Here is a 23,971-nt window from a genome sequence, read left to right on the forward strand (position 1 = left end):
TCGTTCAACAGTGCAAAAACCGGTGGGGGCTGTTGAAAAGCCGTGAATTCGGCTATGGGTGCGCCCATGGACGATCATCACGAAAATCTGGCGGATAAGCCTGAGCCTCCTTCGGGGCAAAATGGACCCGGCGACCGGGCCAAGCGGCAGGAGGCCGAGCGCAAGGCGCGTGCGGCGCAGAAGCTGCGGGAAAACCTGGCGCGGCGCAAGCAGCAGGCCCGGGCACGGCGCGCTGGAGAGGCGGACGAAACAAATGGTCTGCCCGCCGCAAAAACGGACGAATCGTGCTGACATAAAATATTCATCGGAAAATTGAATTGGCGCTGAGTTTCCTTTACTGCGTAGCCTGACGAATTATGCGGCAGGCCCGCTCTCAAAACCGATCTTAGACCGGATATCACACCACGGATGGCGCGGCGCCTTTCCGTTGCAAGCACTCAGGAAAGGCGAGCGCATCGCTCGTAGTTACGTATGGATCGCATCAGAATCATCGGCGGCAACGAACTTAACGGCATCATCCCGATTTCCGGCGCAAAGAATGCAGCTTTGCCCTTGATGATCGCTTCCTTGCTGACGAGTGACACTCTGACGCTGGAAAACGTGCCTCATCTGGCCGATGTCGAGCAGCTCGTCCGCATTCTCGGTAACCACGGTGTGGACGTATCGGTCAACGGACGACGTGAAAGCCAGGGCGAGGGCTATTCGCGCACGGTTCATTTCACCTGCCGCACGATTGTCGATACGACGGCACCTTACGAACTGGTGTCCAAGATGCGCGCAAGCTTCTGGGTCATCGGCCCGCTTCTGGCGCGTGATGGTAAGGCCCGTGTGTCCTTGCCCGGCGGCTGCGCCATCGGCACGCGCCCGGTTGACCTGTTCATCGAGGGGCTGGAGGCGCTGGGCGCGAAGATGGAAATCGACAGCGGTTACATCAATGCGACAGCTCCGGCGGGTGGTTTGATCGGCGCGACGTATACCTTCCCCAAGGTTTCTGTGGGCGCTACCCATGTTATGCTCATGGCCGCGTCTCTGGCGCGTGGCACAACAGTCATTCACAATGCGGCGCGTGAGCCTGAAGTGGTCGATCTTGCCGATTGCTTGAAGGCAATGGGTGCGAAGATCGAGGGCGCAGGCACCTCAACCATCACAATCGAAGGCGTCACATCGCTGCACGGTGCTCGCCACCGCGTGCTTCCAGACCGCATTGAAACCGGCACCTATGCCATGGCCGTTGCCATGGCGGGTGGCGATGTTTTGCTGGAAGGCACCAGGGCTTCGTTGCTCGACAACGCACTGGAAACATTGAAGCTTGCCGGCGCGACCATCACCGAAACGGAAACCGGCCTTCGCGTTGTGCGCAATGGCAATGGTATTCACCCCGTGGATGTCGTGACCGAGCCTTTCCCCGGCTTCCCAACGGATCTTCAGGCGCAGTTCATGGCGCTGATGACGCGGGCGCAGGGCGTTTCGCACATCACCGAGACGATCTTCGAAAACCGCTTCATGCACGTGCAGGAACTAGCGCGTCTGGGTGCTAAGATCTCGCTCTCCGGCCAGATGGCCCGCATCGAAGGCGTTTCTCGCCTCAAGGGCGCGCCTGTCATGGCGACCGACCTTCGTGCATCCGTCTCGCTCGTCATTGCCGGTCTGGTTGCTGAAGGCGAGACGATGGTTTCCCGCGTCTATCACCTCGACCGTGGTTTCGAGCGTCTGGAAGAAAAGCTCAACCGCTGCGGTGCGCAGGTTGAGCGCGTCAGCGACTAATACTGCCCCGTCATCGAGGCCCGCCGGTTGCAGATCGGGCCTCGACTGCCTATCTCCGAGTCACAATGGAATTTGAGCGGCTCTGGCCGCACACGGAGGGCATAGATACGATGAGTGGCCTTAAATTGATGGCGCTGGATGGAGAAGACCTCTCCATTATCTCGACACACATGCAGGACAGCGTCTTCAAGCTGAAAGATGCGTCCTTTGATCGAAAGCACGGCCAGTTCGTTCTGTCTGCCAACCGCTTTGTCTGGGAACACACGACCAAAAAAGGCCAGTCACCCGAGCGTTGCCGCAGCGTGCTGGCTTTGAAGCGTGTGGGCAATGTGCGCTCTTACGGTTTCAACCGCGACAACAAGGATCAGGTCCTGTCGCTGCTGGCCGTGCAGTTCACCCAGAATGGCGAAGGCCCCGATGGAACGGTGGAGCTGACACTGTCCGGTGGCGGTGCGATTGCGCTGGATGTCGAATGCATCGAGGCGCAACTGGCCGATGTCAGCGGTGGCTGGGAAACGGCATCGCAACCGCAACATTCGTTAGACTGATCTTATAAAGCCGGGGCAGGGTGAATTGCCTTGCTCGCCTGTTTTAATTTATGCCACATACCCTGGAGCATTTCGCCTTCCGAAAGGAAGGCGCGCTGCGTTGAGTGAAGTGTGCAGGCAAAGCATTCGCCCCGTGGTTTGAGTGATGGGGCATCAAGAGGGTAAGTGACGTGGCAATCTGGCTGGAACAGTCGTCTCAAGATTTCGAACAGGCATTCGCGACATTCCTGACGACGAAGAGAGAAGTCTCCGAGAACGTCAATCTTGTCGTGCGCGATATCATTCATGATGTTCGCACCCGTGGCGATGAGGCGCTCGCCCATTATTCTCTGAAATTCGATGGCCTGGATTTTACCAAGACATCCATGCGCGTGACCGCTGAGGAAATCGATGCAGCGATTGCGCAGGTCGATCCTGCCGTGCTGGACGCGCTGAAGCTTGCGGCCGCGCGAATTGAAAAGCACCATGCCCGGCAAATGCCGAAGGACGATATTTACGAGGACGATATCGGTGTGGGCCTCGGCTCCCGCTGGACGGCCATCGAGGCTGTGGGACTTTACGTTCCAGGCGGCACGGCGAGCTATCCAAGCTCGGTGCTGATGAATGCGGTTCCGGCGCGGGTTGCCGGTGTTGAGCGCGTCGTGATGGTCGTTCCGGCCAATGGCGGTGTCATCAACCCGGCGGTGCTGGCGGCAGCGCGCATCGCTGGCGTTGAGGAAATATACCGCATTGGCGGCGCACAGGCTGTGGCGGCACTCGCCTATGGCACACAGACGATCGCGCCGGTGGCCAAGATCGTCGGCCCGGGCAATGCCTATGTGGCAGCGGCCAAGCGCCATGTCTTCGGCACCGTCGGCATCGACATGATTGCCGGACCTTCTGAAGTGCTCGTGATTGCCGACAAAAACAACAATCCCGAATGGCTGGCTGCCGATCTTCTGGCGCAGGCCGAGCATGACGAGGGGGCGCAATCCATTCTGATCACCGATGATCGGGAATTGGGCAAGGCCGTGGAGCAGTCCGTTGAACGCCAGTTGAAGCTTTTGTCACGCGAAAAGACGGCGACTGCAAGCTGGCGCGATTTCGGCGCGATCATTCTGGTCGATGACCTCGCCGCCTCGGTTCCGCTGGCCAACCGCATCGCGGCAGAGCATCTGGAACTCGCCGTTGATGATCCCGACGCGCTGATGGCGGGCATACGCAATGCCGGTGCGATCTTTGTTGGACGACACACGCCGGAAGTCATCGGCGATTACGTCGGCGGCTCCAACCACGTGCTTCCGACGGCGCGGTCTGCGCGTTTCTCGTCGGGTCTGTCGGTTCTGGATTTCGTCAAGCGCACGTCGATCCTGAGGCTTGGGCCGGATCAGTTGCGGCAACTTGCGCCAGCGGCCATCACACTGGCCCATTCCGAAGGGTTGGACGCCCACGCGCGCTCCGTTGCCATCCGTCTCAATCTAGAGGGTTAAGAGATGGAGACAGGCGCTTTCAGGCTCTGCGATGTGGTACTGGACGAGAGCATCGGCCGGTCCACACCCGACGTGGAGCATGAACGCGCCGTCGCAATTTTCGATCTCATCGAGGAAAACAGTTTTGAGCCGAATGGCCATCCGGGTGGGCCTTACAAGCTCAATATTTCGCTTGTCGATACGAAGCTGGTTTTCACCATCAGGACGCAAGACGAGCAGGCTGTTGCCACCCACATCCTCTCGTTGACGCCATTTCGGCGGATCATCAAAGACTACTTCATGATCTGCGAAAGCTATTACGAAGCGATCCGTTCTTCCACGCCCAGCCAGATCGAGGCCATCGACATGGGGCGGCGCGGCATTCACAATGATGGTTCGCAAACGCTGATGGACCGGTTGTCCGGCAAGATAAAGGTCGATTTCGATACGGCAAGACGTCTGTTTACGCTGGTCTGTGTGCTCTATTGGCGGGGGTAGGCGTGCAGGACCCGGCGAGCATCGACTTGAAAGACAAGCCCCCGCGCGCCATATTGTTCATGTGCGGCATGAACTCCATTCGCTCACCCATGGCCGAAGTCATTGCCAAACAGATCGTTGCTCCCGGCATCTACATTCAATCGGCAGGCGTGCGCGCAGGTGAGCGCGACCCTTTCGTGGATGCGGTGCTGGATGAGGCGGGTCTGACGCTTGGAAAACACAAACCGCGAACGCTTGATGAAATCGAGGATGATTTCTTTGATCTTATCATTACGTTGACGCCGGAAGCGCATCATGCCGCCCTTGAGCTGACCAGATCGAACGCCCTTGATGTCGTCTACTGGCCAACCATGGATCCAACGGTGGCGACAGGCACGCGGGAACAGATTCTGGAAGCCTATCGCGAGGTGCGCGAGCATCTCAAAAAGCTGATTTCGGAGCGCCTGCCGCAGCGGCCGAGGCTGTTTTCCGAGACACTTTAAAACGATTGACAATTTAGGTTCACAAATGTGCGGCGATTGTGTAGTTTCCGCGCAATTTTCCCGGACTGCTTGGTCCGGCATTATCAACAGGAAGAAAAACTCTATATGACCAAAGAAGAAGTCCTCGAATTCCCGGGCGTCGTAACCGAACTTTTGCCGAATGCCACGTTTCGCGTGAAGCTGGAAAACGAACACGAAATCATCGCCCACACAGCCGGCCGCATGCGCAAGAACCGTATCCGCGTTCTGGCGGGCGACAAGGTGCTTGTCGAAATGACACCATATGACCTGACCAAGGGTCGCATCACCTATCGTTTCAAGTAATCGCCCGGCTGACCGGACGACTGGCAGAGCATGACAGACGCAAAACAAAAGCTGATTCTGGCTTCCGGGTCGCCACGCCGTCTTGAGCTGTTGCATCAGGTGGGCATTGAGCCCGCACGTCTGATGCCGATGGATATAGACGAGACGCCAGCCCGGCTCGAACATCCCCGCACGCTATGCCGCCGCCTGTCCTTGCAGAAGGCCGAGGCTGCTTACAAGGCGGTGAAGGGCGAGCTTGCCTGGAAGGGCGCCTACGTGCTGGGCTCCGATACGGTAGTGGCCGTGGGCCGCCGCATTGTCGGCAAGGCTGAGTTTATCGAAGAGGCTTCGGCAGCACTTCACCTTCTGTCTGGCCGCAGCCACTGGGTCTATACGGGCGTCTGCCTTGTGACACCCAGCGGCAAGGTGCGCCAGAAGGTGGTTGAAACCAAGGTGCGCTTCAAGCGCCTGTCGCAGGATGAAATCGAAAGCTACATCGCGTCAGGCCAATGGCGCGGCAAGGCGGGTGCTTACGGCATTCAGGGCATTGCCGGTTGTTTCGTGCAGAAGCTGACCGGATCCTACACCAATGTCGTCGGGCTACCGCTCTATGAAACGGTGTCACTTCTGGCTGGTGAAGGCTTTGAGGTGGCTTCCTCCTGGCAAGAAGGCTGATCCCAGTGACCGATCCATCCAACAAACCGACTGTCACACCGCTGCGAAAGGCGCAGCCTTGCCCGGAGTGCAAACGGCCCTCCACGCGCGAAGACTATCCTTTCTGCTCGGATCGCTGTCGGTCTCTGGACCTTTCGCGCTGGCTGAAAGGCTCCTACGCCATTCCCGTTGCAGATGATGAAAGCAATCCGGATGAAGAAGGTGTCGCACAGCGCCGCAGCGACGAAGAATATTAAGCCAGGAAACATGGCTATCTATGAAAAACGCCGTAAATCCCTCGGATTTACGGCGTTTTCGTTGGTCGAAACGAATTGCGTTCTACTAACCTGATTTCAGCTGCGCCACGGCCAGAAGCGTATCGGCGCTGATGGATGTCGCGCCACTCAGGATCGACAGGGTCGAAGAGCTGTTATTGTTCTGAACATCGTAAAGGGCGGTAAACCGCTTCAGCATCTTTCCGACGTAATCCGGGTCCTGCAATTTGGTGATGTCGATATAGGTGTTCACCAGATCCGCCTGCTTGGTCACATCCATGTTGCCGACAGAGGTTGGCAGGTTATAGGCGGTCTTGAAGAACTGGAACAGCGCGTCATCGCTGAGGAAGCCATAGGCGCTTGAAATGGTGGGCGCCATGCGCTCGAAATACAGCGCAAGCCGAACGCCCGCATTGGATTCGCCCTGGTCTTCTTCCATCGTCTGTCGCACATACTGGTTGGTTGTTTCCAGAATGGCGCCCCGCTGCTGCGCTCCACCAACTGCCTCTGTGGTCAGTTTGCCCTCAGTGTCGAAGTTGAACGATGCGACAATCTCGGCGAATTTGTTGTCATCCAGCGAATTGACGTAGCTTTTCGGGTCCGACAGGTCGGACGTGAACATCTTCTTCAGGTCTGCCGGTTCGACGCTTTTGGGGTCTATGCCATTGGCTTCGAAAATGAAGTTCGTCAGGCGGCTATCGGCAAGCAACTCTTTCACAGAGGTGATCGATTGCATTTGCGATTTGTAATATTCGATCTCGGCGTCCGCTTTCTTGCCAGCCGCCTCTTTTTCTGCCCCGGTTAGCGATCTCAGCTTCGCGCTCTCGTAATCGCCTGCAAATCTCTCCGTCATGCTTTCCGATTGCGCCAGAACAGGAGCCTTCAGCGAGCCATCGGAGGTGAAGTTGAACGCCTTATTCAGCTCAACGAAGCGCTCGTCCTTCAGGGTGTTGACGTAGCTTTTCTTGTCATTGACATCACTTGTCAAAACACGTTTCAGCTCCGACTGGCTGACCTCATCAGGATCGATGCCAAAGGCCCTGAGTGCCACGTCCCAGACTTCGGTAACGCTGTCATTTTTCTTGTCATCGTCTTTCTTGTTCGAGACGAAGAAGTCCTCGATGCTGGTAAAGGCGCCGACCCGTGCTTTATAGTTGGCAATGGCTTCATCCGACGCTTTGGACTGGTCTTCCAAAAACGCGGTCTTGTATTTCTTGTTGATGTCGATGGTCTGGAGAGCGTTCTGTGCCGTGTTGCCGGACGCCAGCGTGCCATCCGTTTCGAAATTGAAACTGTCCAGCAGCTTGGTGTTGCCATAGGTCGTGGCAAAGTTCTCGCTGGACATGAGGCTCGCCACGCTGCTGGCCATGATCGTCGGGTTCAGGTCGAACGCCGTTTTGACGTAATCCAGCATCCGAGGATCGGCAACGAGCTCGGTGGCCGTTGCCACCGTGGCGACGTTCTTTTCCCAGTAACGCTTGTTGGCATCGGCCAGGGTATCGGATGGGAATGTCGACTGGTTGTAGATGTAGTCCAGCTTCAGATCTTCGGTCTGGTCAGCCGTCTGCACGCTGCCATTGATGGTGCCGTCCGTGTTGAAGTTGAATGCTTCGGCAAGCTTTTTCCACGCAGGGTCCTTGGCCTGGTTGGCGACGCTCGCTGGATCATTGAGATTGCTGGTCAAAACCTGCTTCAGATAGGACTTGGACGTATATTTCGAATCAAGGCCGACCGCATCGAGCATATAGGTGCGCAGGCGCTCATTGTTGACGAGGCCGTCGAGACTGGTGACCTTGCCAATCTGCGCAGCGAAATAGGTGGATTCGGCTTTGAGCGATGTTTCCTCGGCTGTGAACGACGCCTTGTAGGCATCCGTCAGGTTGCTGGCCTGTTGGGTGTTCTGAACAGTCTTGGTATCGCCCTTGAAGTTGAAGGCCTCAGCAAATTGCAGGTATCGCTTGTCGGTCATGGAATTGGCGAAGCTGGTGCTATCGCTGAGATCGCTCTCCAGAACCTTGCGCATGAAGGCTTTGCCGTAGGTCATATCCTCCAGACCGTAGGACTTCATGGCATAGGAATAGAGGCGATAATCGCCCAGAAACTCATCGACTGTTGAGACCTTGCCGATGTTTTCTTCGTAATAGGCGGTTTCACGCGCGACCGAAGCCTTGCTGGCAACTGTCTCCAGCGAGGATTTAATATCCCGGTTTACGTTGAGGTAACTGGTATAGGTGGATACAGTCGACATGGATAGCCTTGCAGGGTTTGGCCTTTGAGGGTCATGGCCAGTGTGCACGCTATCATCGCGCGAAGTGCCTGACGAATATATTACAGAAATAGTCTGAACCAAAGCCTAAATATAGCGGGCGATTAAAAAGCAGATCTGCGACCTTACCTCGCGGTTTTGTCCATTCTCGCGCAAGCTTGATCCCATAATGCTGCGACGTCGATCTCTGTCCATTGGGTCGGCAGGCTTTTCCATGAGGGCAAGGCCGGGACACTTCTACAGTTCTCATCAAGAGATGGAGTTAGAATGGCAACGCCTCCAAGCATATTGCCCCTTCCGAAAGTCGCGGCGCGTGGGCGCGATATCGGGTTTGCGGTGGGCATCGTGTCCATTCTGTGCATCCTGTTCCTGCCGATCCCGGTTTTCATGATCGACATGGGTCTGGCATTCTCGATTGCCTTCTCCGTCCTCATCCTGATGGTGTCCCTGTGGATCCAGCGCCCGCTGGATTTCTCGTCTTTCCCGACCATCCTTCTGATCTCGACCATGATCCGTCTGGCGCTGAACATCGCCACGACGCGTGTTATTCTGTCCCATGGCAACCAGGGCCACGAAGCAGCCGGCGGTGTTATCGCTGGCTTCTCCAGCCTTGTGATGTCGGGCGATTTCGTGATCGGTCTGATCGTCTTCCTCATCCTCATCGTGGTGAACTTCATCGTCATCACCAAGGGTGCAACGCGTATCGCGGAAGTCGGCGCGCGCTTCACCCTCGACGCCATTCCCGGCAAGCAGATGTCGATCGATGCCGACTTGTCCGCCGGTATCATCAATGAAAAAGAAGCCCAGCTGCGTCGTCTCGAGCTGGAAGAAGAAAGCGCCTTCTACGGTGCCATGGACGGTGCGTCCAAGTTCGTGCGCGGTGACGCTGTCGCGGGCCTCATGATTACCGGCATTAACATTTGCGGCGGGATCATCATCGGTGTTTTCCGCCACGGCATGGCCATCGGTGAAGCCGCTGACGTTTTCGTCAAGCTCTCCGTGGGTGACGGTATCGTTTCGCAGGTGCCGGCCCTCATCGTTTCGCTGGCTGCCGGCCTTATCATTACCCGTGGCGGTGCCAAGGGCTCCACAGACACCGCGGTTCTCAACCAGCTGAGCGGATACCCGAAGGCTCTTGGCGTTGCTGCCGGGCTGATGATGGTTCTCTCGCTTGTTCCCGGCTTGCCATTCCTGCCGTTCATGTCGCTGGGTGGGATGCTTGCCTTCGGTGCCTGGATCATCCCGCGCCAGCTGGCGCAGGAGAAAGACGCCGAACGCGTGGCCGAAGAACAGCAGACGAGCAAGGCCCAGGACGCCGAAAAGGACACCGTCAAGAATTCTCTGCGCACAACCGAAATCGAGCTTGCGCTTGGCAAGCAGGTTTCGCCAAGATTGCTCGGCGCACACCAGGAGCTTGGCTTCCGCGTCGGAAAGATGCGCAAGAAATTCGCGACCCAGTACGGTTTCGTCGTGCCGGAAATCAAGGTCACGGACGACATCGCCATTCCCGACAAGTCTTACCAGATCCGCATTCACGGCACGACGGTTGCCGCCAGCACCTTGCGCGTTGGCGAAGTTCTCGTCATCACCGGCAAGGGTCGTAGACCGTCTGTTCCGGGCGACGAGGTTCGGGAACCAGCGTTCGGCATGCCGGCCGTTTCCGTGCTTGAAAACTTCGTGGAAGACCTCAAGCGCGAGGGCTTCCACCCGATCGACAACATCTCGGCGCTTCTGACCCATGTCAGCGAAGTCATTCGCAACAATCTGCCGATGCTGCTGTCCTACAAGGACGTCAAGGTGCTGATTGATCGCCTTGACCCAGAATACAAGAAACTGGCGGACGAAATCTGCTCGTCGCACATGTCCTATTCCGGTCTGCAGGCCATTCTCAAGCTGTTGCTGGCAGAGCGCGTTTCCATCCGCAATCTCCACCTCATTCTCGAAGCCGTGGCAGAGCTTGCGCCGCATCTTCGCAGAACAGAGCAGATCGTCGAGCATGTCCGCATTCGTATGGCGCAGCAGATTTGCGGCGATCTTTCGGACAATGGCGTGCTGCGTGTCTTGAGACTTGGCACCAAGTGGGACGTCGTGTTCCAGCAGGCCATCAAGCGCGATCAGAAGGGTGAAGTGATCGAATTCGATATCGATCCGCGTCAGGTGGAAGAGTTCTCGAACGAGGCAAGCAAAGTAATCCGTGAATACATGGATGTCGGGCTGCCTTTCGTACTTGTTACCTTGCCGGAAACCCGGTCTTATGTGCGCATGATTACGGAACGCCTCTTCAGCACACTGCCAGTCCTCTCGCATGTCGAATTGGCCAAGGGCACGGAAATAAAGATACTCGGCTCGATCTCATGATCTCAGACCCGCAGGGAACGGTTGTCGCACTGTTTCTGGCATTTTGCCGGATAGGTGCCTGCTTGATGGTGATGCCGGGATTTTCCTCGGCGCGCCTTCCCATGCAAATCCGACTGCTGACGGCCATGGCTCTCGCCATGGCCATTTTACCTTTGATGTGGAACACGATCTATCCCGTGGTGACGACCGATGCCATCACCCTTCTGAAGTTCATGTTCTTCGAATCACTGATTGGCGCGACCTTTGGAATGATCGCCCATCTCTATGTGCTGGGCATGCAGTTTGCCGCGACCGCCATGGGCATGGCCATCGCCTTCACCGGCCCGCCGGTGCAGGATGTGCTGGAGGACACCTCTGAAAATCAGTTGGCCAGCATGTTGTCCTATGGCGTGTTGTTGTTGCTGTTCATTCTCGATTTTCATCACGTGATTTTCCGCGCCATCGTGGAATCCTACACATCCATTCCGCTCGGCGGTGCCATGAGTGTGCAGCGAATGCTGATATCGCTGACCGACACGCTGGTCGCCTCGATGAACATTGCCCTTCGTGTCGCCAGTCCATTTATTCTCTACGGATTTCTGTTCAACATGGCGATTGGCCTCATCAACAAGATGGCACCGCAGATACCGGTCTATTTCATCTCGACCCCTTACGCGCTTGGCGGGGGCCTGCTGTTGCTGTATTTTGGCATAGCAGCGGTGGTCAACCAGTTCGTCACCGGGTTCTTTCGCGTCTTTGCAAATATGTGAGGGGCAATCATGGACGACAGCAAATCCAAAAAGCTCGGCAGGCTCGTCAAGGTCCAGGGACATTTGAAGCAGATGGCCGAAAACGAGCTGGCGATCACCACGCGCGAGCGCAACGAACTGGCCGAAAAGCTCGACACGCTGACGGGCTATCTGACATCGCTCGACCCGCTGCACCAACACATGCTCAAGCACTACGCAACCCGGCATGGCCGGTTGACCTCGCGTGACGTCAGACTCGAATCCATCGAGAAGGCGCAGGAACAGCAGGTGGTAAAAGAGACGAAGAAGGGCGAACGTCTCGAGGACAAACGCAATGATGCCCGTGCAGACGAGGCGCGCGTGCGCGAGGATAACAGCGTCTATGAGCTCATTGATTTGCAGATGAGCCTGAAAGACACCAGCCTCCAGCAAGGTTAGAGATATAGCGTCATCCGATAAACGTAAAAAGGATGACGACGTTGGCCATTTCTCCTCCAAGCGATCTTGTGCTTGATGTTGTGAACGCAGCTGACCCGACACAGGTCATGGCGGCACGGGAAAAACTGCGCTCGGTGAGCGCAACACGCGAAGCATCGGTGCTGACAGCCAGCAATGCGGGCTTTGAATCTGCCATCAACAGCATCGACACGGCTGCGGGCAAGGCGGGCGTCGGCAACATCCACCACATCAAATCCGATGAAAAAATCCCCGAAACCTACCGCAAGTTCGAGGCAAGCGTTCTGACGACCATGCTCCAGAACATGATGCCGAAGGACAGCGAAGAGGTTTACGGCAAGGGTTCGGCCGGTGAATTCTGGCAAAGCATGATGGCCGAGCAGATGGCGGATGCCGTTTCCAAGCGCGGCGGCATCGGCATTGCCGAACAGGCCTACGGTCAGGCCATGCAGCGGGTGCGCAATTCTGAGACACCCACGAAGATGAATGAGGACGACAAGAGCCTTGCCGTCAGCATGGTAACGGACTTCCAGCGGCGCATATTTTCTGTAGCCGAAACCAACAAGACTGAAAGCTAAAGCAATTCCAGCAAAAGTGGGAACCGGTTTTGAGACCGGAATTGCTTAAAACAAACAGATAGAGCGTTGAAGGTGAACCGTGTTCACCGGAAAAGCTCTAAGCGGCGGAGTGCTGATACATTATGGATATCGTAAACAACGATTATAGAACCCAGGCTATTCTGGGGCGTCTCGAAACCGTTATCGATAACGAAAACCAGCGGATCGGCAAGGATCCCGATTTCGATTTCAAATTGTCGAACGCCCATAAGAGCCGCTGCCTCTATGAGCTCAGCATGTTGCTGCGCGATGTCGATGGCGCCAAGATTGCTGCCGCGCACAAGCGCCAGATCCTGGACATCAAGGCAAAGCTCGCGATCAACCTGCGCCGCGTCGATGCCAATCTCCATGCGGTGAAAGCCGTGGTCGATCTGCTGAAGAACGCAGCCAGACGCGCTGATGATGACGGCACCTACTCGCTGCAACAGTTCGCAAGCGGGGCGCAATGATCAAGCTGATCGCGACCGGGATATGGGTTCTCGTCGTAACGCTCGGCGGCGTCTATGCCGCCGTGACGCTCGGAAAGAAGGACAGCGAGAAGACCGTTGAGGTCGTTCGTCCGCCGCACTTCGTTCAGAGCGAAACCGTGACCCTCCCGGTGGTAACAGATGGCCAGGTGAGCGGGTACTTCCTCGTTCGCGCCAGCCTTCAGATCGATGAAGAGGCAATGAAGGACGTTCATGTCCCCGTGCCGACCTATCTGACGGACGAGCTCTACACGCTGCTGGTGGGTAACAAGCTTGTCGACGTGAAGAACGCTGGCAAATTCGATGTGGCCGCTTTCAAGACGACGATCATGGATGGGTTGAATGCCCGCATGGAAAAGCCGTTTGTGAAGCAGGTTCTGATCGAGCAGATGGATTTCATCTCCAAAGAGGAAATCGAGGCGAGAGACCCCGGTCGCAAACCTCAGAAAATCGTGGTCAATACCGATCCGCCACCGCCAAAGCCAGCCGAGCCTGCCAAGGCCGCACACTGATCTTTCTCCCGCTAAGCCGCCCGGTCTGCTTCGTCAGTCCGGGCGGTTTTGCGTTTGCGCCATGGCATGTTTCAGGGCGCCAAGGCCCCAGACCCGGCAACGCTTTGCGATGTGGCCAAAGGCTCGAAGCTCAGGCAGCGCAGATGAGATGAGAAGGCAATTGTATGAGCATCGCACGCTCATGGCCCCGGTAAGCGCCGATCGCTCAGTAGAAAGATCTGACGAGTGAGCCGACCAGCAGGTTCCAGCCATCAATCAAGACAAAGAACAGGATCTTGAAGGGCAGGGAGATCGAGGTCGGCGGCAGCATCATCATACCCATCGCCATGGTGATGGTGGCCACGACCATGTCGATGACAAGGAAGGGCAGAATGATCAAAAAGCCGATTTCAAAGCCGCGGCGGATTTCCGAGAGCATGAAGGCGGGCACGAGAACGCGATATTGCGGCACGTCGCCGTTCATCGTCTCCTGTCCACGCTCATTGGCCAGATCCACGAAGAGGGCAAGATCCTTGGGGCGGGTATTGCCGATCATGAAAGTGCGAAACGGCTCTGCGCCCCGCTCGATTGCGACGGCTTCCGTGATCTGGTTCTGCAAGAGCGGCTGAATGCCATCCTGCCACGAACGCTCGAATGTCGGAGCCATGACGTAGAAGGTCATGAACATCGCCATGCTGGTCAGGATCATCGTCGATGGGGTTGTACCCAAACCCATGCCGGAGCGCAGGATGGAAAAGGCAATGATGAAGCGCGGAAAGCTCGTCACCATGATGAGGATGCCGGGCGCGATGGACAGAACCGTGAGAAGCCCGAAGGTGCGAATGATCCAAGATGCCGCAGACCCGTCCAGTGGCAGGTTCAGCAGATCAGCCGGTGTTTGCTGGGCAAGCGCAAGCCCTGGGGTCAGGACAAGGGCCAGCAGTAGGACAAGGTTTCGAATCATTCGATCACAAAGGTTCTGAAGAGAACCTTGGATACGCGCCCTTTTGATCTAACGTCAACGATTTCTCTGAGGTCATCCCTAAGATATTGAAAGCCACGAGGGCCCTGGATCTGCTGAAGGGAGACAGTCCTGAGATAGGACATCAATTCCTGATGCAATTCCTGGCTCAACGGCACGTCGCCGGGGCCGTTAAATTGCAGGGCAAGTTCCAGCCTGATCCACTTGTCGTTTGGATAGCCGAGATTGGTCACGATCGGATCGAGGGCGATCAGGCTCGGCCCCGCCGGACCTTTTCCGCCCTCCGCAGCCGGCGCGCCATGCTCGCCCTCTGCCCCTGCCGGCTCCGCTGCATGTTCCTCCGGTGCGGCTGGGGCAGGTGTTGCCTCAACCGGCGCGGCCGGCACAAACAGGGCGTTGCCCACGAACCATCCGCCTCCCAGCCCGAGAAGCGAAAGCACTGCAATGGCACCTGCGGTCACGATGATCGACGGTTTCTTTGGGGCTTCGGGTTCGGTTGTGGTGAGGCTCATGATCGCTTCTTACGTCTGTCTCGGAGAGCAGCCCGTGCGGAATGCAATGGACCGTAGGTTAGTCTTATGCGGTGTTTCGCGTCAGATCGGTGAGAACATATCGGCGATCTGCTGGCCAACCGGTGGCTGCTGGATTTCCGTGATGCGCCCGCGACCGCCGTAGGAAATGCGCGCTTCGGCAATCTTCTCGTAGGAGATGGTGTTTTCGGAATTGACGTCCTGCGGCCGCACGATACCCGCCACGTTGAGGATACGGACCTCGTGGTTGACGCGCACTTCCTGCGATCCGCTGATCAACAGGTTGCCGTTTTCCAATATCCCGGTCACAACGGCGGCCACCAGCAAGGTCAGCTTTTCGGCGCGGCTGATGGAGCCTTTGCCGTTGGATTCGCTGGTATTGTCGAAGCTGAGCGACGAATCGGCCTGCGGCTTCCAGCCGAGAATTTCGGCGTCTGCTTTCCAGCCCGTCTCACGATTGTTCTTCTTGGTGCGGTCGGTCTCGTTGTCGAACGTCGCCTTGTCGTTGATCTGGATGTTGACGGTCAGAATGTCACCAATGTTCAACGCACGCGCATCCTTGAACAGGGCTGCCTTGCTGTCGCTCCACAGCGAGTAACCGCTGGCCGAGCGCAATGGCTGCTTGGGGTAGGATGCCAGTTGCGGTGCCTGACTGAATTGCAGGCCGCTGCCAATCGGGCTCATGGCCGGCGCATTGCCGATTTCCTTCAGTGTCTGGTTCTGGGTAATGCTGGAGCAACCGCTCAGAACACTTGCGGCAGAAAGAACGAGAATGAGCGCTTTGTTCATGACGGATCTCTTGATGTTGTTTTGTCGGTCGCGCTGGACATGATCGATGCAACGATGGCGGCCTTCTTGGCGTCCATTTCAGCAAGGATCAGGCCGGACTGGCGAGGCGGAAGCTTCATGATGATCGCAGCGGCGATGCCGGCATCGATCTCTTCCAATTGCGGTGCCGCAGCATCGGCCTTCATTGTCTTGTAAATGTTGACGAGGTTCGCTTCTGCCTGAGTCAGAAAATCGTTGCGGCGCTTCAACCAGTCTTCATACTCGGCCTTGCGCGCTTCCATGACGGCGATGCGGTTATCGACATCCTGTTGCAGCTTTTCCAGATCCTGCTTTTGCAGCACATAGCGCTGGTCACGCGCCTGATCGATGACATTGGTGCAATATTGCTGGATTTCCTGGCCGCTCGTATCGCCCGTCGTCACCCGCACCTGTTCCTGGGCGCGGGCGGAAGGAAGCGACGCGACCATGAGAAACACGGCAAGGATCGTGCGCTGCGGGGTGAAAATTTCAGAGACTTTCAGCATCATTGCAACACCAGTTCTGCTTGCAGCGCACCCGCTGATTTTATGCCCTGAAGAATGGCGATGATGCCATCAGGCTTGACACCGATATTGTTCAGACCCGCCACCAGCGAGCGCAGATTGGGCCCATTGAGGATGGCGACCGGGCCGCCGGTTGCCTGTGCCGCAATGTCGGTCTGCGGCTGAACGGCGGTCTCTCCGCGTGAAAATGGCTCCGGCTGGATAACCTGTGGCGTTTCGGTCACCTGAACGGTCAGCGTTCCGTAGCTGACGGCGACCTGTGAAATGCGAACATCTGCACCGATCACGATGGTGCCCGTGCGCTCGTTGATCACGACCTTGGCGGGCGTATCGGTTTCCACGGCAAGGTTTTCAATGCTCGCCATCAGGCGGGTCAGATCAGCCGTTCTCGGTTTCTGGATGAAAACCACCTGGCTGTCGCGTGCCTCCGCAATCGGTTCGCCAAACGCTGTGCGGGCGTACCCATTGATGGCGTCGGCAATGCGTGTCGAGGTCGAAAAATCGGGGTTGCGCAGCTGCAGGACCAGATTGACGGAATCCTTGAACTGTGAGGGCAGTTCGCGCTCGATGATCGCGCCGCTTGGAACGCGTCCGGCGGTCGTCACGCCCTGTGTCAGCTGCGCGGCCTGGCCTTCGGCGTTGAAGCCCGAAACAATGACCGAGCCCTGCGCCACAGCGTAGATCTGGCCATCGGCGCCCGACATGGATGTCATGACGAGCGTGCCACCGCGCAAGGACGATGCATCGCCCAACGAGCTGACATTGACGTCTAGCCGGCTTCCGGGGCTTGCAAATGGCGGAAGATTGGCGGTGACCATGACGGCGGCGACGTTTTTCGAGCCGCTCTGGTTGCCCTGCATGGAAATGCCGAGGTTCTGCAACATCGCACGCATCGATTGCTCGGTGAAGGGCGAGGAACGCATGCTGTCGCCGGACCCCTGAAGGCCGACGACAAGACCATAGCCGATCAGCTGGTTTTCACGGCCAGCCTGCAAGGAGGCGATGTCTTTGACACGTGCATTGGTCTGGGAATAAGCAACGGGTGTGGTTGCCAACAATGTGGCGACCATCACAGTGACAGCGATCAGGCCCTTACGAAAACTCATTTTTGGAAAACCTCCACGGTTCCGTCCTGCAGGGCCGTGCCGCTGACTGTGACGCCGGTGTCGCGGTTGCGAACACGCACGACTTCACCCGCCATGCCATCTTCAATGGCGGTGCCGGATGCTGAAAGGTGCATGCCCCCAACACTATAGACGATCCTGATCGTCGCTCCGCGCTGGACGGCGAAAGGATCACGCAGATCGCCCACCTGAATGGTGCGGCCGGCAACGAGAGTGCGCTTGGAAACCTTGCCCACCACAACGTCAGTCGTTTCCGCAAAGCCCGGAGCGATGTTGGGGTTGGTCACGGGAACTTCGGTCACACGCTCATGGGTAATGATATCGCCAGGGAAAATAGTGCCTGTTGGAACAACGGCGTGTCTTTGCTGCGAATGGGCAGCCTGCGGCGCGAGCGCCACAAGACCAACCATGAGCGCCAGCGCCGTTGTGCAGAGACTGCCAGGCACGAATTTCGGGCGAAACTTCATGTTACCCTACCTTTGCGTTACTTCAGGTTTTGACTGACGATTGTCGCCATCTCATCTGCAGTGGTGATGACCTTGGAGTTCATTTCATAGGCGCGCTGCGCAGAAATGAGGTCGGTGATTTCCTTGACGGAATCGACGTTCGAGCTTTCAAGATAGTGCTGCTTGATATAGCCGAAGCCTACAGACTCAGGAGATGCCGTCACCGGATCCCCAGACGCTTCCGTCTGCGAGAAGAGGTTGTCACCAAGCGGCTTGAGGCCCGCTTCGTTGGCAAAGTTGCTCAGGCTGAGCTGACCAAGTTCGGTGAGGTTCGGTTCCGTTCCGATGCGCGCCGAAACGATACCATCCGTGCTGATTGTGACTTCCGTAGCGTCGATTGGAATGGTGATGTTTGGCTGAACGCCGAAGCCGTCGATCGTGACCAGTCGGCCAGCCGAATCCCTGTTGAGAGCGCCAGCTCTTGTATAGAGCGTGGTGCCTTCCGGTCCATCGACCTGAAGCCAGCCCTTGCCGACAATGGCAAGATCCAGATCGTTGCCGGTCTGGGAGATTTCACCCTGAAGGTGGAGTTTTCTGACGGCGGATGTCTGAACACCCAGGCCGATATTGGCGCCTTCTGGAACTACGGACTGGTTGGCACGGTTCATCACGCCCTGTGCCCGCTCTGTCTGGTACAAAAGGTCGGTGAACTCCGCGCGGCCACGCTTGAAGGCGGTCGTGTTGATGTTCGCGATGTTGTTCGCGATGACCTCAAGGTTTGTCTGCTGGGCATCCATGCCCGTCGCTGCGATAGCTAGTGCTCTCATTTTCTATATCCTTAAGCGTCAAATCTGCATTTTCACGATGTCGAGATAGGCCGAGACGATCTTGTCGCGCAGAGCCACGGCGGTCTTGAGCGTCTGGTCCGCCTGCATGACGGCATCAACGACTTCTCGCGTATTGGCCTTGCCCTGAATGCCTGCAAACGACATGGCTTCACCCTTCTTCAGGGACTCGACTGCATCGGTTGCGACGCCGCCCAGAACGCTGGCGAAGGTAGGGCCGGTGGCAGCGGTTGCCGCCGTGGAGATGGCGCTTCCGGCCAGCGAACCGAGGCCGGATGTGACCTCTTTCAGGCTGTCGGTTGCGGAATTGCTCGTCAGTGATTTCAGGCTGCTGATGGCGTCGATCATGATCACTGACCCTTCAATAAGTCGATGGTTGAGCTGATCAGGTCGCGGGTCTGCTTGATGACCTGAAGGTTGGCATCGTAGCTGCGGTTGGCTTCCCGAAGGTCGGCCATCTCAATCAGCATGTTGACGTTCGGCAACTTGACCATGCCTTTTTCATCGGCGGCCGGGCTGTCGGGATCGTATTCCTGGGTAAAGTCTGAACGGTCGACGCCAAGTTTCTTGACCTCAACGAGGTTTGTCTGGCTGGCGCGGTCCATTTCCGTCGCAAAAGTGATGGTCTTGCGGCGATAGGGATCTGCACCAGGGGTATCGCCCGTCGTGCGCGAGTTGGCGATGTTTTCCGAGACGATGCGAAGGCGCGTGGCCTGCGCTTCCATCCCGCTGCCTGCAATTTTCAAGGAAGACGATAGAGAGTCCATTTTACTTGCCCACCGCGGTCAACATCATGTTGTGAAAGGAGCGAACGAGTTGCGTGTTCAGGTCGTACTGCCGCTTGATCTCGCCCGTTTTGGCCATTTCTGTCGAAAGGGAAACGGAGTTGCCGGATTCCTGCATGCCGATTTCGTTGGCAAGCGGTGCATCGGTCATGGCGACCTTGCCGCCACCTGCCACTGCCATCTCCATATGCGCTGAATTTGTGCGTGCCATCTGCATGCCAACGGATTGAAGTTGCGTATCGAAAGGCACGACGTCCTTTGCGCTGAACTTTGGTGTGTTGGCATTCGCGATGTTGCTGGCGACGACTTCTTGACGCACAGAAAGCCATTCGGCCTGCCGGGATGCCAGCGCAAAAAGCTGAATCGGCTGCATGACAATTCTCCGTGTTTAACTTGTCTCCGGTTTAGGCCGACAATCTTGCGCGGGACTTGCGGGCGATGGCTTTGTGTAAGCAATCCCGAAAACAGCCGAGAACGTGCTGTTCCGGCCTCCATTAACCATTTATTTGCCTTGTCGCTTTAGGGTTCGTTTATATTTTTACCAGCTGGGTTCCAGCCGGAATTCTGTAACCCCTTGGGTTTTCGATGGTTTTTGAGAGCGACAGACAGGCATTGCGAAACTGGAACGCGCTTCACCCAAGGCGCGGCGCAGCATCGTTGCGGGATTTTCTCCTTTCAGGCTTTGTCGTCATATCGCTTTCCGCAGGCGGCTTCCTTTTGCCGGGCATGCTTCTGAACCCAGGCCTCAAGGGCTATGTGTCGGATACCAGCGTCAAGATTGCCAATTCCCGTGCGGGCACACAGGGCGTGCAGCGCATGGCCGCGCAACTGCGCGAGACACTCCTGTCTCCGGTTGCCTTGGGTCTGATGGTGTCTGACATGAAGCTCAAGGCCGGGGATCTGACCGGCGTCGAGACATCAGGACATCTGTCTGTTTTGCTGGACCTGCTTGCAGGTGGTGGGCAGGATGGGGTTGCCGTAGTGGGCGCAGCCGAGACAGCTCTGAAGGACGCTGTTGCCATCACTTCAGAGCCAGCGAGCAACGAGATCGATATCCGCGTCACCGCCGCCACGCCCGAGGCATCGCAGCGCATAGCCGATTATCTGGCCAGCCGCGTGGTCCGGGACATAGGGGCCGAGCGGCACGATCCGCAACTTCAGGCCGTCGATACGGCGCGGCTTGCGCTCGATAGTGCCGAGGCGGCTTTGACCGGGTTTCAGATGCGGCATGGAAATGATGCCGTGTCACGCATACAGGATCTGCAACAGAAAATTCGCGAGGATGATGCGCAGACGGAAGAGCTGGTCTCCAGAAACACACAGCTGGCCGACGCCATCGCCTCTGCTGCCTCCATGAAGCTGGACGATGTACTAAGCGCGACCTTGCCGGCAATACCGGCCTTTGCGGCTCTTGATGATATCAGGCAAAATTATACCGCCGCCAAACTCGCATTGGCCGAGGTCAGCGTCGACCACGGACCGAAACATCCGCGCACAATCGCGGCTCAAACGACGCTGGACGCTGCCCGTGCCGCCGCTATGCCGGCTCTTCGCCGTGTGCGTGAGGCTATTGCGAGCGAGCAGGCAAAGATCGCTGCGGCTTTGAGCAGACAGCAAACTGCACGGGCTGAGCTGGACCGGCAGTTGCAGGAGATGGGTGACGCACCGGCCAATCTGGCAAGGCTGGAAACGGCGCTGGAAGAAGCCCGCAGCACCTATATCCGTTCCACCGATACCGCTGGCACATTTTCACCTGCACCTCGTCCAAGCGCCGCCATTGCGCAGACGGCTGCGCCGGGTCTCGCAAATTACGACAGCTTTACCGCCAAGAGCATGGCTCTGGCCGGTGGAGCGGCTGGATTGTTGATGTCTCTTCTGGTCCTGAGCTTCCGGCGCAAACGTGACGATGAGAGTGAGCAGGCCGTGCTTCCAGACGCGGTGGAGCAGGAGTTGGCCGAGACGCCGGAAGAGATTGAGCTTGCCGCCTCTCAAGCGATCGAGATCGAGCCTGGTATTTTCGACGACGTCATGATCACTCGGGATGAACAAGAGCCTGAAATCGATGCACCCATCGCCGCGCATTCTGATGCGAAGCCTGTCAGCCAGGCGGTGGTGCAGGAGGGTGGGGATGATGGTCTGACCGTTCATGATGAGCCCGCCAACGACATGCCCCTGGATCAAAGGGTGCGGCAGGTGTTGATGCGCAATGCTGTTCCGCTTGAGCAGACGCAGCGCGAAGCGCCCGTCTTCAAGCTTCCGCCCTTGCTCGCTGCGGCTTTGGCAGGGGAGGCCGAGCACCCGCAGGCTGAGACCGAGGAACTGCATGCGCTGCGTCAGGAACTCGTTGTCCTGCGCGAGCGCCTCCAAAGGCTAGCGGACGAAGAGCGCGGCAGCCGCCGGGCCTGATTTGCTGCTTTGAGACAGCGATTTTCCTTGCATTCCACGGTACTGCACAGCATTAGGGCTGGAGAGCTATCGCGTTGGCAGGAGGCAGGCATATGGCGACGGTAATCGACGGCAAGGCAAAGGCGGCATCGGTAACGATGGCCGTGCGAGAGGCGGCGGAGCAACTGGAACAGCAGACCGGCGTCAAGCCCGGGCTTGCCGTTGTCATCGTCGGCAATGACCCCGCAAGCCACGCCTATGTCAACTCCAAGAGCAAGACAGCCAAGGAATGCGGGTTCAATTCCGTCCAGCATACGCTGCCGGAAGACACCACGCAGGCGGATCTCGAAGCACTGGTCGCGACCTTGAACGCGGATGCCGCCATTCACGGCATTCTGGTGCAACTGCCCTTGCCGAAGCACCTCAATTCCGATCCCGTCATTCAGTCCATTCTGCCCGAAAAGGATGTTGACGGCTTGAGCGTTCTCAATGCTGGCAAGCTGGCATCCGGCGACCTCGAAACCGGTCTGATTTCCTGCACGCCAGCAGGGGCGCTTTTGCTGGTGCGCAGCATTCACGGCGATGACCTCTCCGGTCTCAACGCCGTCGTTATCGGTCGCTCCAACCTGTTTGGTAAGCCGATGGGGCAATTGCTGCTCAATGCCAATGCGACCGTGACCATGGCCCATTCGCGCACCAAGGATCTGGCTGCCGTCTGCAAGACCGCTGATATTCTCGTTGCTGCCGTTGGTCGCGCGCAGATGGTCAAGGGCGATTGGGTCAAGCCCGGTGCAACTGTCATCGATGTCGGCATCAACCGCGTGCCAGCACCTGAAAAGGGCGAGGGCAAGTCACGGCTGGTGGGCGATGTGGCCTATGATGAGGCAAGCGCCGTTGCTGCCGCCATTACGCCTGTTCCCGGTGGTGTTGGCCCGATGACAATCGCGATGCTGATGGCAAACACTGTCATTGCAGCCCACCGGGCGCTCGGAAAAACCGCACCGAAGTTCTGAGCGCTTTCTAAAGGTGCGCAGGTCCGGTCGATCCGCGCACCACAAGCTCTGCCTTCCAAAGTTCTTCGGATGTATCAGCCTTGCCGGTCTTGATCTGATCGATCAACCGCTCGGCGATGCGCGATCCCGCCTCACGAAGCGATGACCGGGTGGTTGTCAGCGGCACCGAGAAATTCACCGGTTTCAACAGCGGCAGAACATCGTCATGCGCGATGATGGAAATGTCTTTTCCCGGTTTCAGCGCCCGCAGATTGAGCGAGCGCACTGCGCCCAGCGCCAGCGCAGTCGATGCACAGATGACCGCTGTCGGGCGATCAGCCTGAGATAGCAGCCTTTCCATAATCGAAAAACCCGCCTCGTCATTCATGACGCTGTGGCTGACATTGGCCGGGTTCAGCGCATAGCCTTGCGCGGCCAGCGCCGCCTCGACGCCCCGGTGGCGGCGAAAGGTGAAGTCGTAGCCTTCAGGTCCGTTCATCAAGGCAATGTTGCGATGGCCAAGCTGGAGCAGGAGCGATGTTGCATCGTTAAACGCTGTTTCGTTGTCCACATCCAGAAACGGGTAATCCGTCTCCACGCCCCATGAGCGACCGTGAACGATGAAGGGAATGGACAGGCTCTTCATCATCTCGATACGGGGATCGTTCTTTTTCATATAGGCGAGATAGATGCCATCGACGCTGCCGCTGGCGGCAAGCTCCCGCAGGGCTTCCTGCTCATGGGTAGGCGGGCTGGGCATGATGACAAGATGGAAGCCGTTGCGTGCCGACACCTCGCCCAGGCCGTTGAGAAATTCCGCGAAATGCACATCGGACTGATGCTCCGCCCCTGTGGGCATGACCAGCCCGATGGAGCCCATCTTGCCCGTGGCCAGACGTTGTGCCGCAGCGTTTGGTCTATAGCCCGTGGCCTGCGCTGCTTCGATGATCTTGCGTCGTGTCTCGGCTTTCACTTCAGGATAACCGTTCAGCGCACGGCTGATAGTCGTCTGCGAAATGCCGAGCATTTGCGAAAGCTGTTTTAGGTTCATATCATCCAGCCTCCGCTTTCCCAAACCGCTTTGGACCCTACCAACTGTCGCTTCCAGCCACAATTGGAAACTGCGGAAATGCCCAGGTTTTCGCTTATGCTGCAGCGCAAGATGGTTATTGAAACCTAATCGTCGTAGCAGGGAC

General features: G+C 57.5%; 29 protein-coding genes. 17 read left to right on the forward strand and 12 right to left on the reverse strand.

Translation table 11 applies throughout. The features are described from left to right. The first annotated feature begins 66 nt into the window (after positions 1 to 66). The 9 genes from ACQZ51_RS02270 (at position 67) to yacG (ending at position 5,954) form a co-directional block, all read left to right on the forward strand. The gene (locus ACQZ51_RS02270; protein ID WP_042618085.1) at positions 67 to 291 is read left to right on the forward strand and encodes a hypothetical protein; all 225 of its coding nucleotides are present in this window, start codon (positions 67 to 69) and stop codon (positions 289 to 291) included. Positions 292 to 471: 180 nt separating this feature from the next. Continuing rightward, the gene (gene murA / locus ACQZ51_RS02275) at positions 472 to 1,764 is read left to right on the forward strand and encodes a UDP-N-acetylglucosamine 1-carboxyvinyltransferase (RefSeq protein WP_192063421.1); all 1,293 of its coding nucleotides are present in this window, start codon (positions 472 to 474) and stop codon (positions 1,762 to 1,764) included. A gap of 110 nt (positions 1,765 to 1,874) precedes the next feature. Further along, positions 1,875 to 2,312, forward strand: a complete 438-nt coding sequence (locus tag ACQZ51_RS02280) for a DUF2948 family protein (RefSeq protein ID WP_448774908.1) — start codon at positions 1,875 to 1,877, stop codon at positions 2,310 to 2,312. 170 nt (positions 2,313 to 2,482) lie between these two features. Continuing rightward, positions 2,483 to 3,781, forward strand: a complete 1,299-nt coding sequence (gene hisD / locus ACQZ51_RS02285) for a histidinol dehydrogenase (RefSeq protein WP_448774910.1) — start codon at positions 2,483 to 2,485, stop codon at positions 3,779 to 3,781. A gap of 3 nt (positions 3,782 to 3,784) precedes the next feature. Next, entirely contained in the window at positions 3,785 to 4,258 is a 474-nt protein-coding gene (locus tag ACQZ51_RS02290; protein ID WP_448774911.1) for a UPF0262 family protein, read from the forward strand. Positions 4,259 to 4,317: 59 nt separating this feature from the next. After that, positions 4,318 to 4,740: an arsenate-mycothiol transferase ArsC gene (locus ACQZ51_RS02295; protein WP_192063843.1), complete on the forward strand. Its 423-nt coding sequence runs from the start codon at positions 4,318 to 4,320 to the stop codon at positions 4,738 to 4,740. Between the two features lie 105 nt (positions 4,741 to 4,845). Next, entirely contained in the window at positions 4,846 to 5,064 is a 219-nt protein-coding gene (gene infA, locus ACQZ51_RS02300) for a translation initiation factor IF-1 (protein ID WP_027673809.1), read from the forward strand. 30 nt (positions 5,065 to 5,094) lie between these two features. Then, complete coding sequence (locus ACQZ51_RS02305; protein WP_448774913.1) at positions 5,095 to 5,718, forward strand: Maf-like protein; 624 nt, start codon at positions 5,095 to 5,097, stop codon at positions 5,716 to 5,718. A 5-nt stretch (positions 5,719 to 5,723) separates the two neighbouring features. Next, positions 5,724 to 5,954, forward strand: a complete 231-nt coding sequence (yacG, locus tag ACQZ51_RS02310; protein WP_042618035.1) for a DNA gyrase inhibitor YacG — start codon at positions 5,724 to 5,726, stop codon at positions 5,952 to 5,954. Between the two features lie 85 nt (positions 5,955 to 6,039). On the opposite strand, the gene ACQZ51_RS02315 is transcribed toward yacG, so the two are convergent. Next, on the reverse strand, positions 6,040 to 8,220 hold the full coding sequence (locus ACQZ51_RS02315) for a DUF1217 domain-containing protein (RefSeq protein WP_448774914.1): 2,181 nt from the start codon (positions 8,218 to 8,220) through the stop codon (positions 6,040 to 6,042). Between the two features lie 285 nt (positions 8,221 to 8,505). On the opposite strand from ACQZ51_RS02315, the gene flhA reads away from it, so the two are divergent. The 6 genes from flhA to ACQZ51_RS02345 all read left to right on the forward strand — a co-directional run bounded on the left by flhA (position 8,506) and on the right by ACQZ51_RS02345 (position 13,376). Further along, complete coding sequence (gene flhA, locus ACQZ51_RS02320) at positions 8,506 to 10,596, forward strand: flagellar biosynthesis protein FlhA (RefSeq protein WP_448774915.1); 2,091 nt, start codon at positions 8,506 to 8,508, stop codon at positions 10,594 to 10,596. Then, the gene (gene fliR / locus ACQZ51_RS02325) at positions 10,593 to 11,345 is read left to right on the forward strand and encodes a flagellar biosynthetic protein FliR (RefSeq protein ID WP_448774916.1); all 753 of its coding nucleotides are present in this window, start codon (positions 10,593 to 10,595) and stop codon (positions 11,343 to 11,345) included. Before flhA ends, fliR begins: the two co-directional genes overlap by 4 nt. A gap of 9 nt (positions 11,346 to 11,354) precedes the next feature. Then, positions 11,355 to 11,762 (forward strand): hypothetical protein, encoded by a 408-nt coding sequence (locus ACQZ51_RS02330; RefSeq protein ID WP_448774918.1) that lies wholly within the window; start codon positions 11,355 to 11,357, stop codon positions 11,760 to 11,762. A gap of 32 nt (positions 11,763 to 11,794) precedes the next feature. Then, entirely contained in the window at positions 11,795 to 12,358 is a 564-nt protein-coding gene (locus ACQZ51_RS02335; RefSeq protein ID WP_448774919.1) for a rod-binding protein, read from the forward strand. Between the two features lie 122 nt (positions 12,359 to 12,480). Continuing rightward, the gene (locus ACQZ51_RS02340) at positions 12,481 to 12,846 is read left to right on the forward strand and encodes a hypothetical protein (RefSeq protein WP_448774920.1); all 366 of its coding nucleotides are present in this window, start codon (positions 12,481 to 12,483) and stop codon (positions 12,844 to 12,846) included. Next, positions 12,843 to 13,376, forward strand: a complete 534-nt coding sequence (locus ACQZ51_RS02345; RefSeq protein ID WP_448774921.1) for a hypothetical protein — start codon at positions 12,843 to 12,845, stop codon at positions 13,374 to 13,376. Before ACQZ51_RS02340 ends, ACQZ51_RS02345 begins: the two co-directional genes overlap by 4 nt. A 205-nt stretch (positions 13,377 to 13,581) precedes the next feature. Here ACQZ51_RS02345 and fliP read toward each other — a convergent pair whose 3' ends face one another. The 10 genes from fliP to flgB all read right to left on the reverse strand — a co-directional run bounded on the left by fliP (position 13,582) and on the right by flgB (position 19,771). Then, positions 13,582 to 14,319, reverse strand: a complete 738-nt coding sequence (gene fliP / locus ACQZ51_RS02350; RefSeq protein WP_448774922.1) for a flagellar type III secretion system pore protein FliP — start codon at positions 14,317 to 14,319, stop codon at positions 13,582 to 13,584. After that, positions 14,316 to 14,849, reverse strand: coding sequence for a flagellar basal body-associated FliL family protein (locus tag ACQZ51_RS02355; RefSeq protein ID WP_448774924.1), 534 nt, complete (start codon positions 14,847 to 14,849; stop codon positions 14,316 to 14,318). Before ACQZ51_RS02355 ends, fliP begins: the two co-directional genes overlap by 4 nt. Before the next feature lie 81 nt (positions 14,850 to 14,930). Beyond that, a complete protein-coding gene (gene flgH, locus ACQZ51_RS02360) occupies positions 14,931 to 15,656 on the reverse strand; it encodes a flagellar basal body L-ring protein FlgH (protein ID WP_192063429.1) in 726 nt (241 codons plus the stop codon). Then, on the reverse strand, positions 15,653 to 16,183 hold the full coding sequence (locus tag ACQZ51_RS02365) for a MotE family protein (RefSeq protein ID WP_448774926.1): 531 nt from the start codon (positions 16,181 to 16,183) through the stop codon (positions 15,653 to 15,655). The genes flgH and ACQZ51_RS02365 overlap by 4 nt, the downstream gene beginning before the upstream one ends. Beyond that, entirely contained in the window at positions 16,180 to 17,268 is a 1,089-nt protein-coding gene (locus ACQZ51_RS02370; RefSeq protein WP_448775733.1) for a flagellar basal body P-ring protein FlgI, read from the reverse strand. The genes ACQZ51_RS02365 and ACQZ51_RS02370 overlap by 4 nt, the downstream gene beginning before the upstream one ends. A gap of 32 nt (positions 17,269 to 17,300) precedes the next feature. Next, positions 17,301 to 17,789: a flagellar basal body P-ring formation chaperone FlgA gene (flgA, locus tag ACQZ51_RS02375; protein WP_448774927.1), complete on the reverse strand. Its 489-nt coding sequence runs from the start codon at positions 17,787 to 17,789 to the stop codon at positions 17,301 to 17,303. A gap of 17 nt (positions 17,790 to 17,806) precedes the next feature. After that, positions 17,807 to 18,595 (reverse strand): flagellar basal-body rod protein FlgG, encoded by a 789-nt coding sequence (gene flgG, locus ACQZ51_RS02380; RefSeq protein WP_448774928.1) that lies wholly within the window; start codon positions 18,593 to 18,595, stop codon positions 17,807 to 17,809. Positions 18,596 to 18,613: 18 nt separating this feature from the next. Continuing rightward, positions 18,614 to 18,961 carry a flagellar hook-basal body complex protein FliE gene (locus ACQZ51_RS02385; RefSeq protein WP_448774929.1) on the reverse strand — a complete coding sequence of 116 codons (348 nt, stop codon included), beginning with the start codon at positions 18,959 to 18,961 and terminating at the stop codon, positions 18,614 to 18,616. Positions 18,962 to 18,963: 2 nt separating this feature from the next. Continuing rightward, the gene (gene flgC, locus ACQZ51_RS02390; protein ID WP_448774930.1) at positions 18,964 to 19,380 is read right to left on the reverse strand and encodes a flagellar basal body rod protein FlgC; all 417 of its coding nucleotides are present in this window, start codon (positions 19,378 to 19,380) and stop codon (positions 18,964 to 18,966) included. Position 19,381: 1 nt separating this feature from the next. Further along, the gene (gene flgB, locus ACQZ51_RS02395) at positions 19,382 to 19,771 is read right to left on the reverse strand and encodes a flagellar basal body rod protein FlgB (RefSeq protein ID WP_448774932.1); all 390 of its coding nucleotides are present in this window, start codon (positions 19,769 to 19,771) and stop codon (positions 19,382 to 19,384) included. Positions 19,772 to 19,983: 212 nt separating this feature from the next. On the opposite strand from flgB, the gene ACQZ51_RS02400 reads away from it, so the two are divergent. Both ACQZ51_RS02400 and folD read left to right on the forward strand, forming a co-directional pair. Next, positions 19,984 to 21,804 (forward strand): hypothetical protein, encoded by a 1,821-nt coding sequence (locus tag ACQZ51_RS02400; RefSeq protein WP_448774934.1) that lies wholly within the window; start codon positions 19,984 to 19,986, stop codon positions 21,802 to 21,804. 92 nt (positions 21,805 to 21,896) lie between these two features. Beyond that, positions 21,897 to 22,796: a bifunctional methylenetetrahydrofolate dehydrogenase/methenyltetrahydrofolate cyclohydrolase FolD gene (gene folD, locus ACQZ51_RS02405; protein WP_448774936.1), complete on the forward strand. Its 900-nt coding sequence runs from the start codon at positions 21,897 to 21,899 to the stop codon at positions 22,794 to 22,796. A gap of 7 nt (positions 22,797 to 22,803) precedes the next feature. On the opposite strand, the gene ACQZ51_RS02410 is transcribed toward folD, so the two are convergent. Then, the gene (locus ACQZ51_RS02410) at positions 22,804 to 23,826 is read right to left on the reverse strand and encodes a LacI family DNA-binding transcriptional regulator (protein WP_448774938.1); all 1,023 of its coding nucleotides are present in this window, start codon (positions 23,824 to 23,826) and stop codon (positions 22,804 to 22,806) included. Between the last annotated feature and the right edge of the window lie 145 nt (positions 23,827 to 23,971).

It is taken from the genome of Agrobacterium sp. CG674, assembly GCF_053521645.1.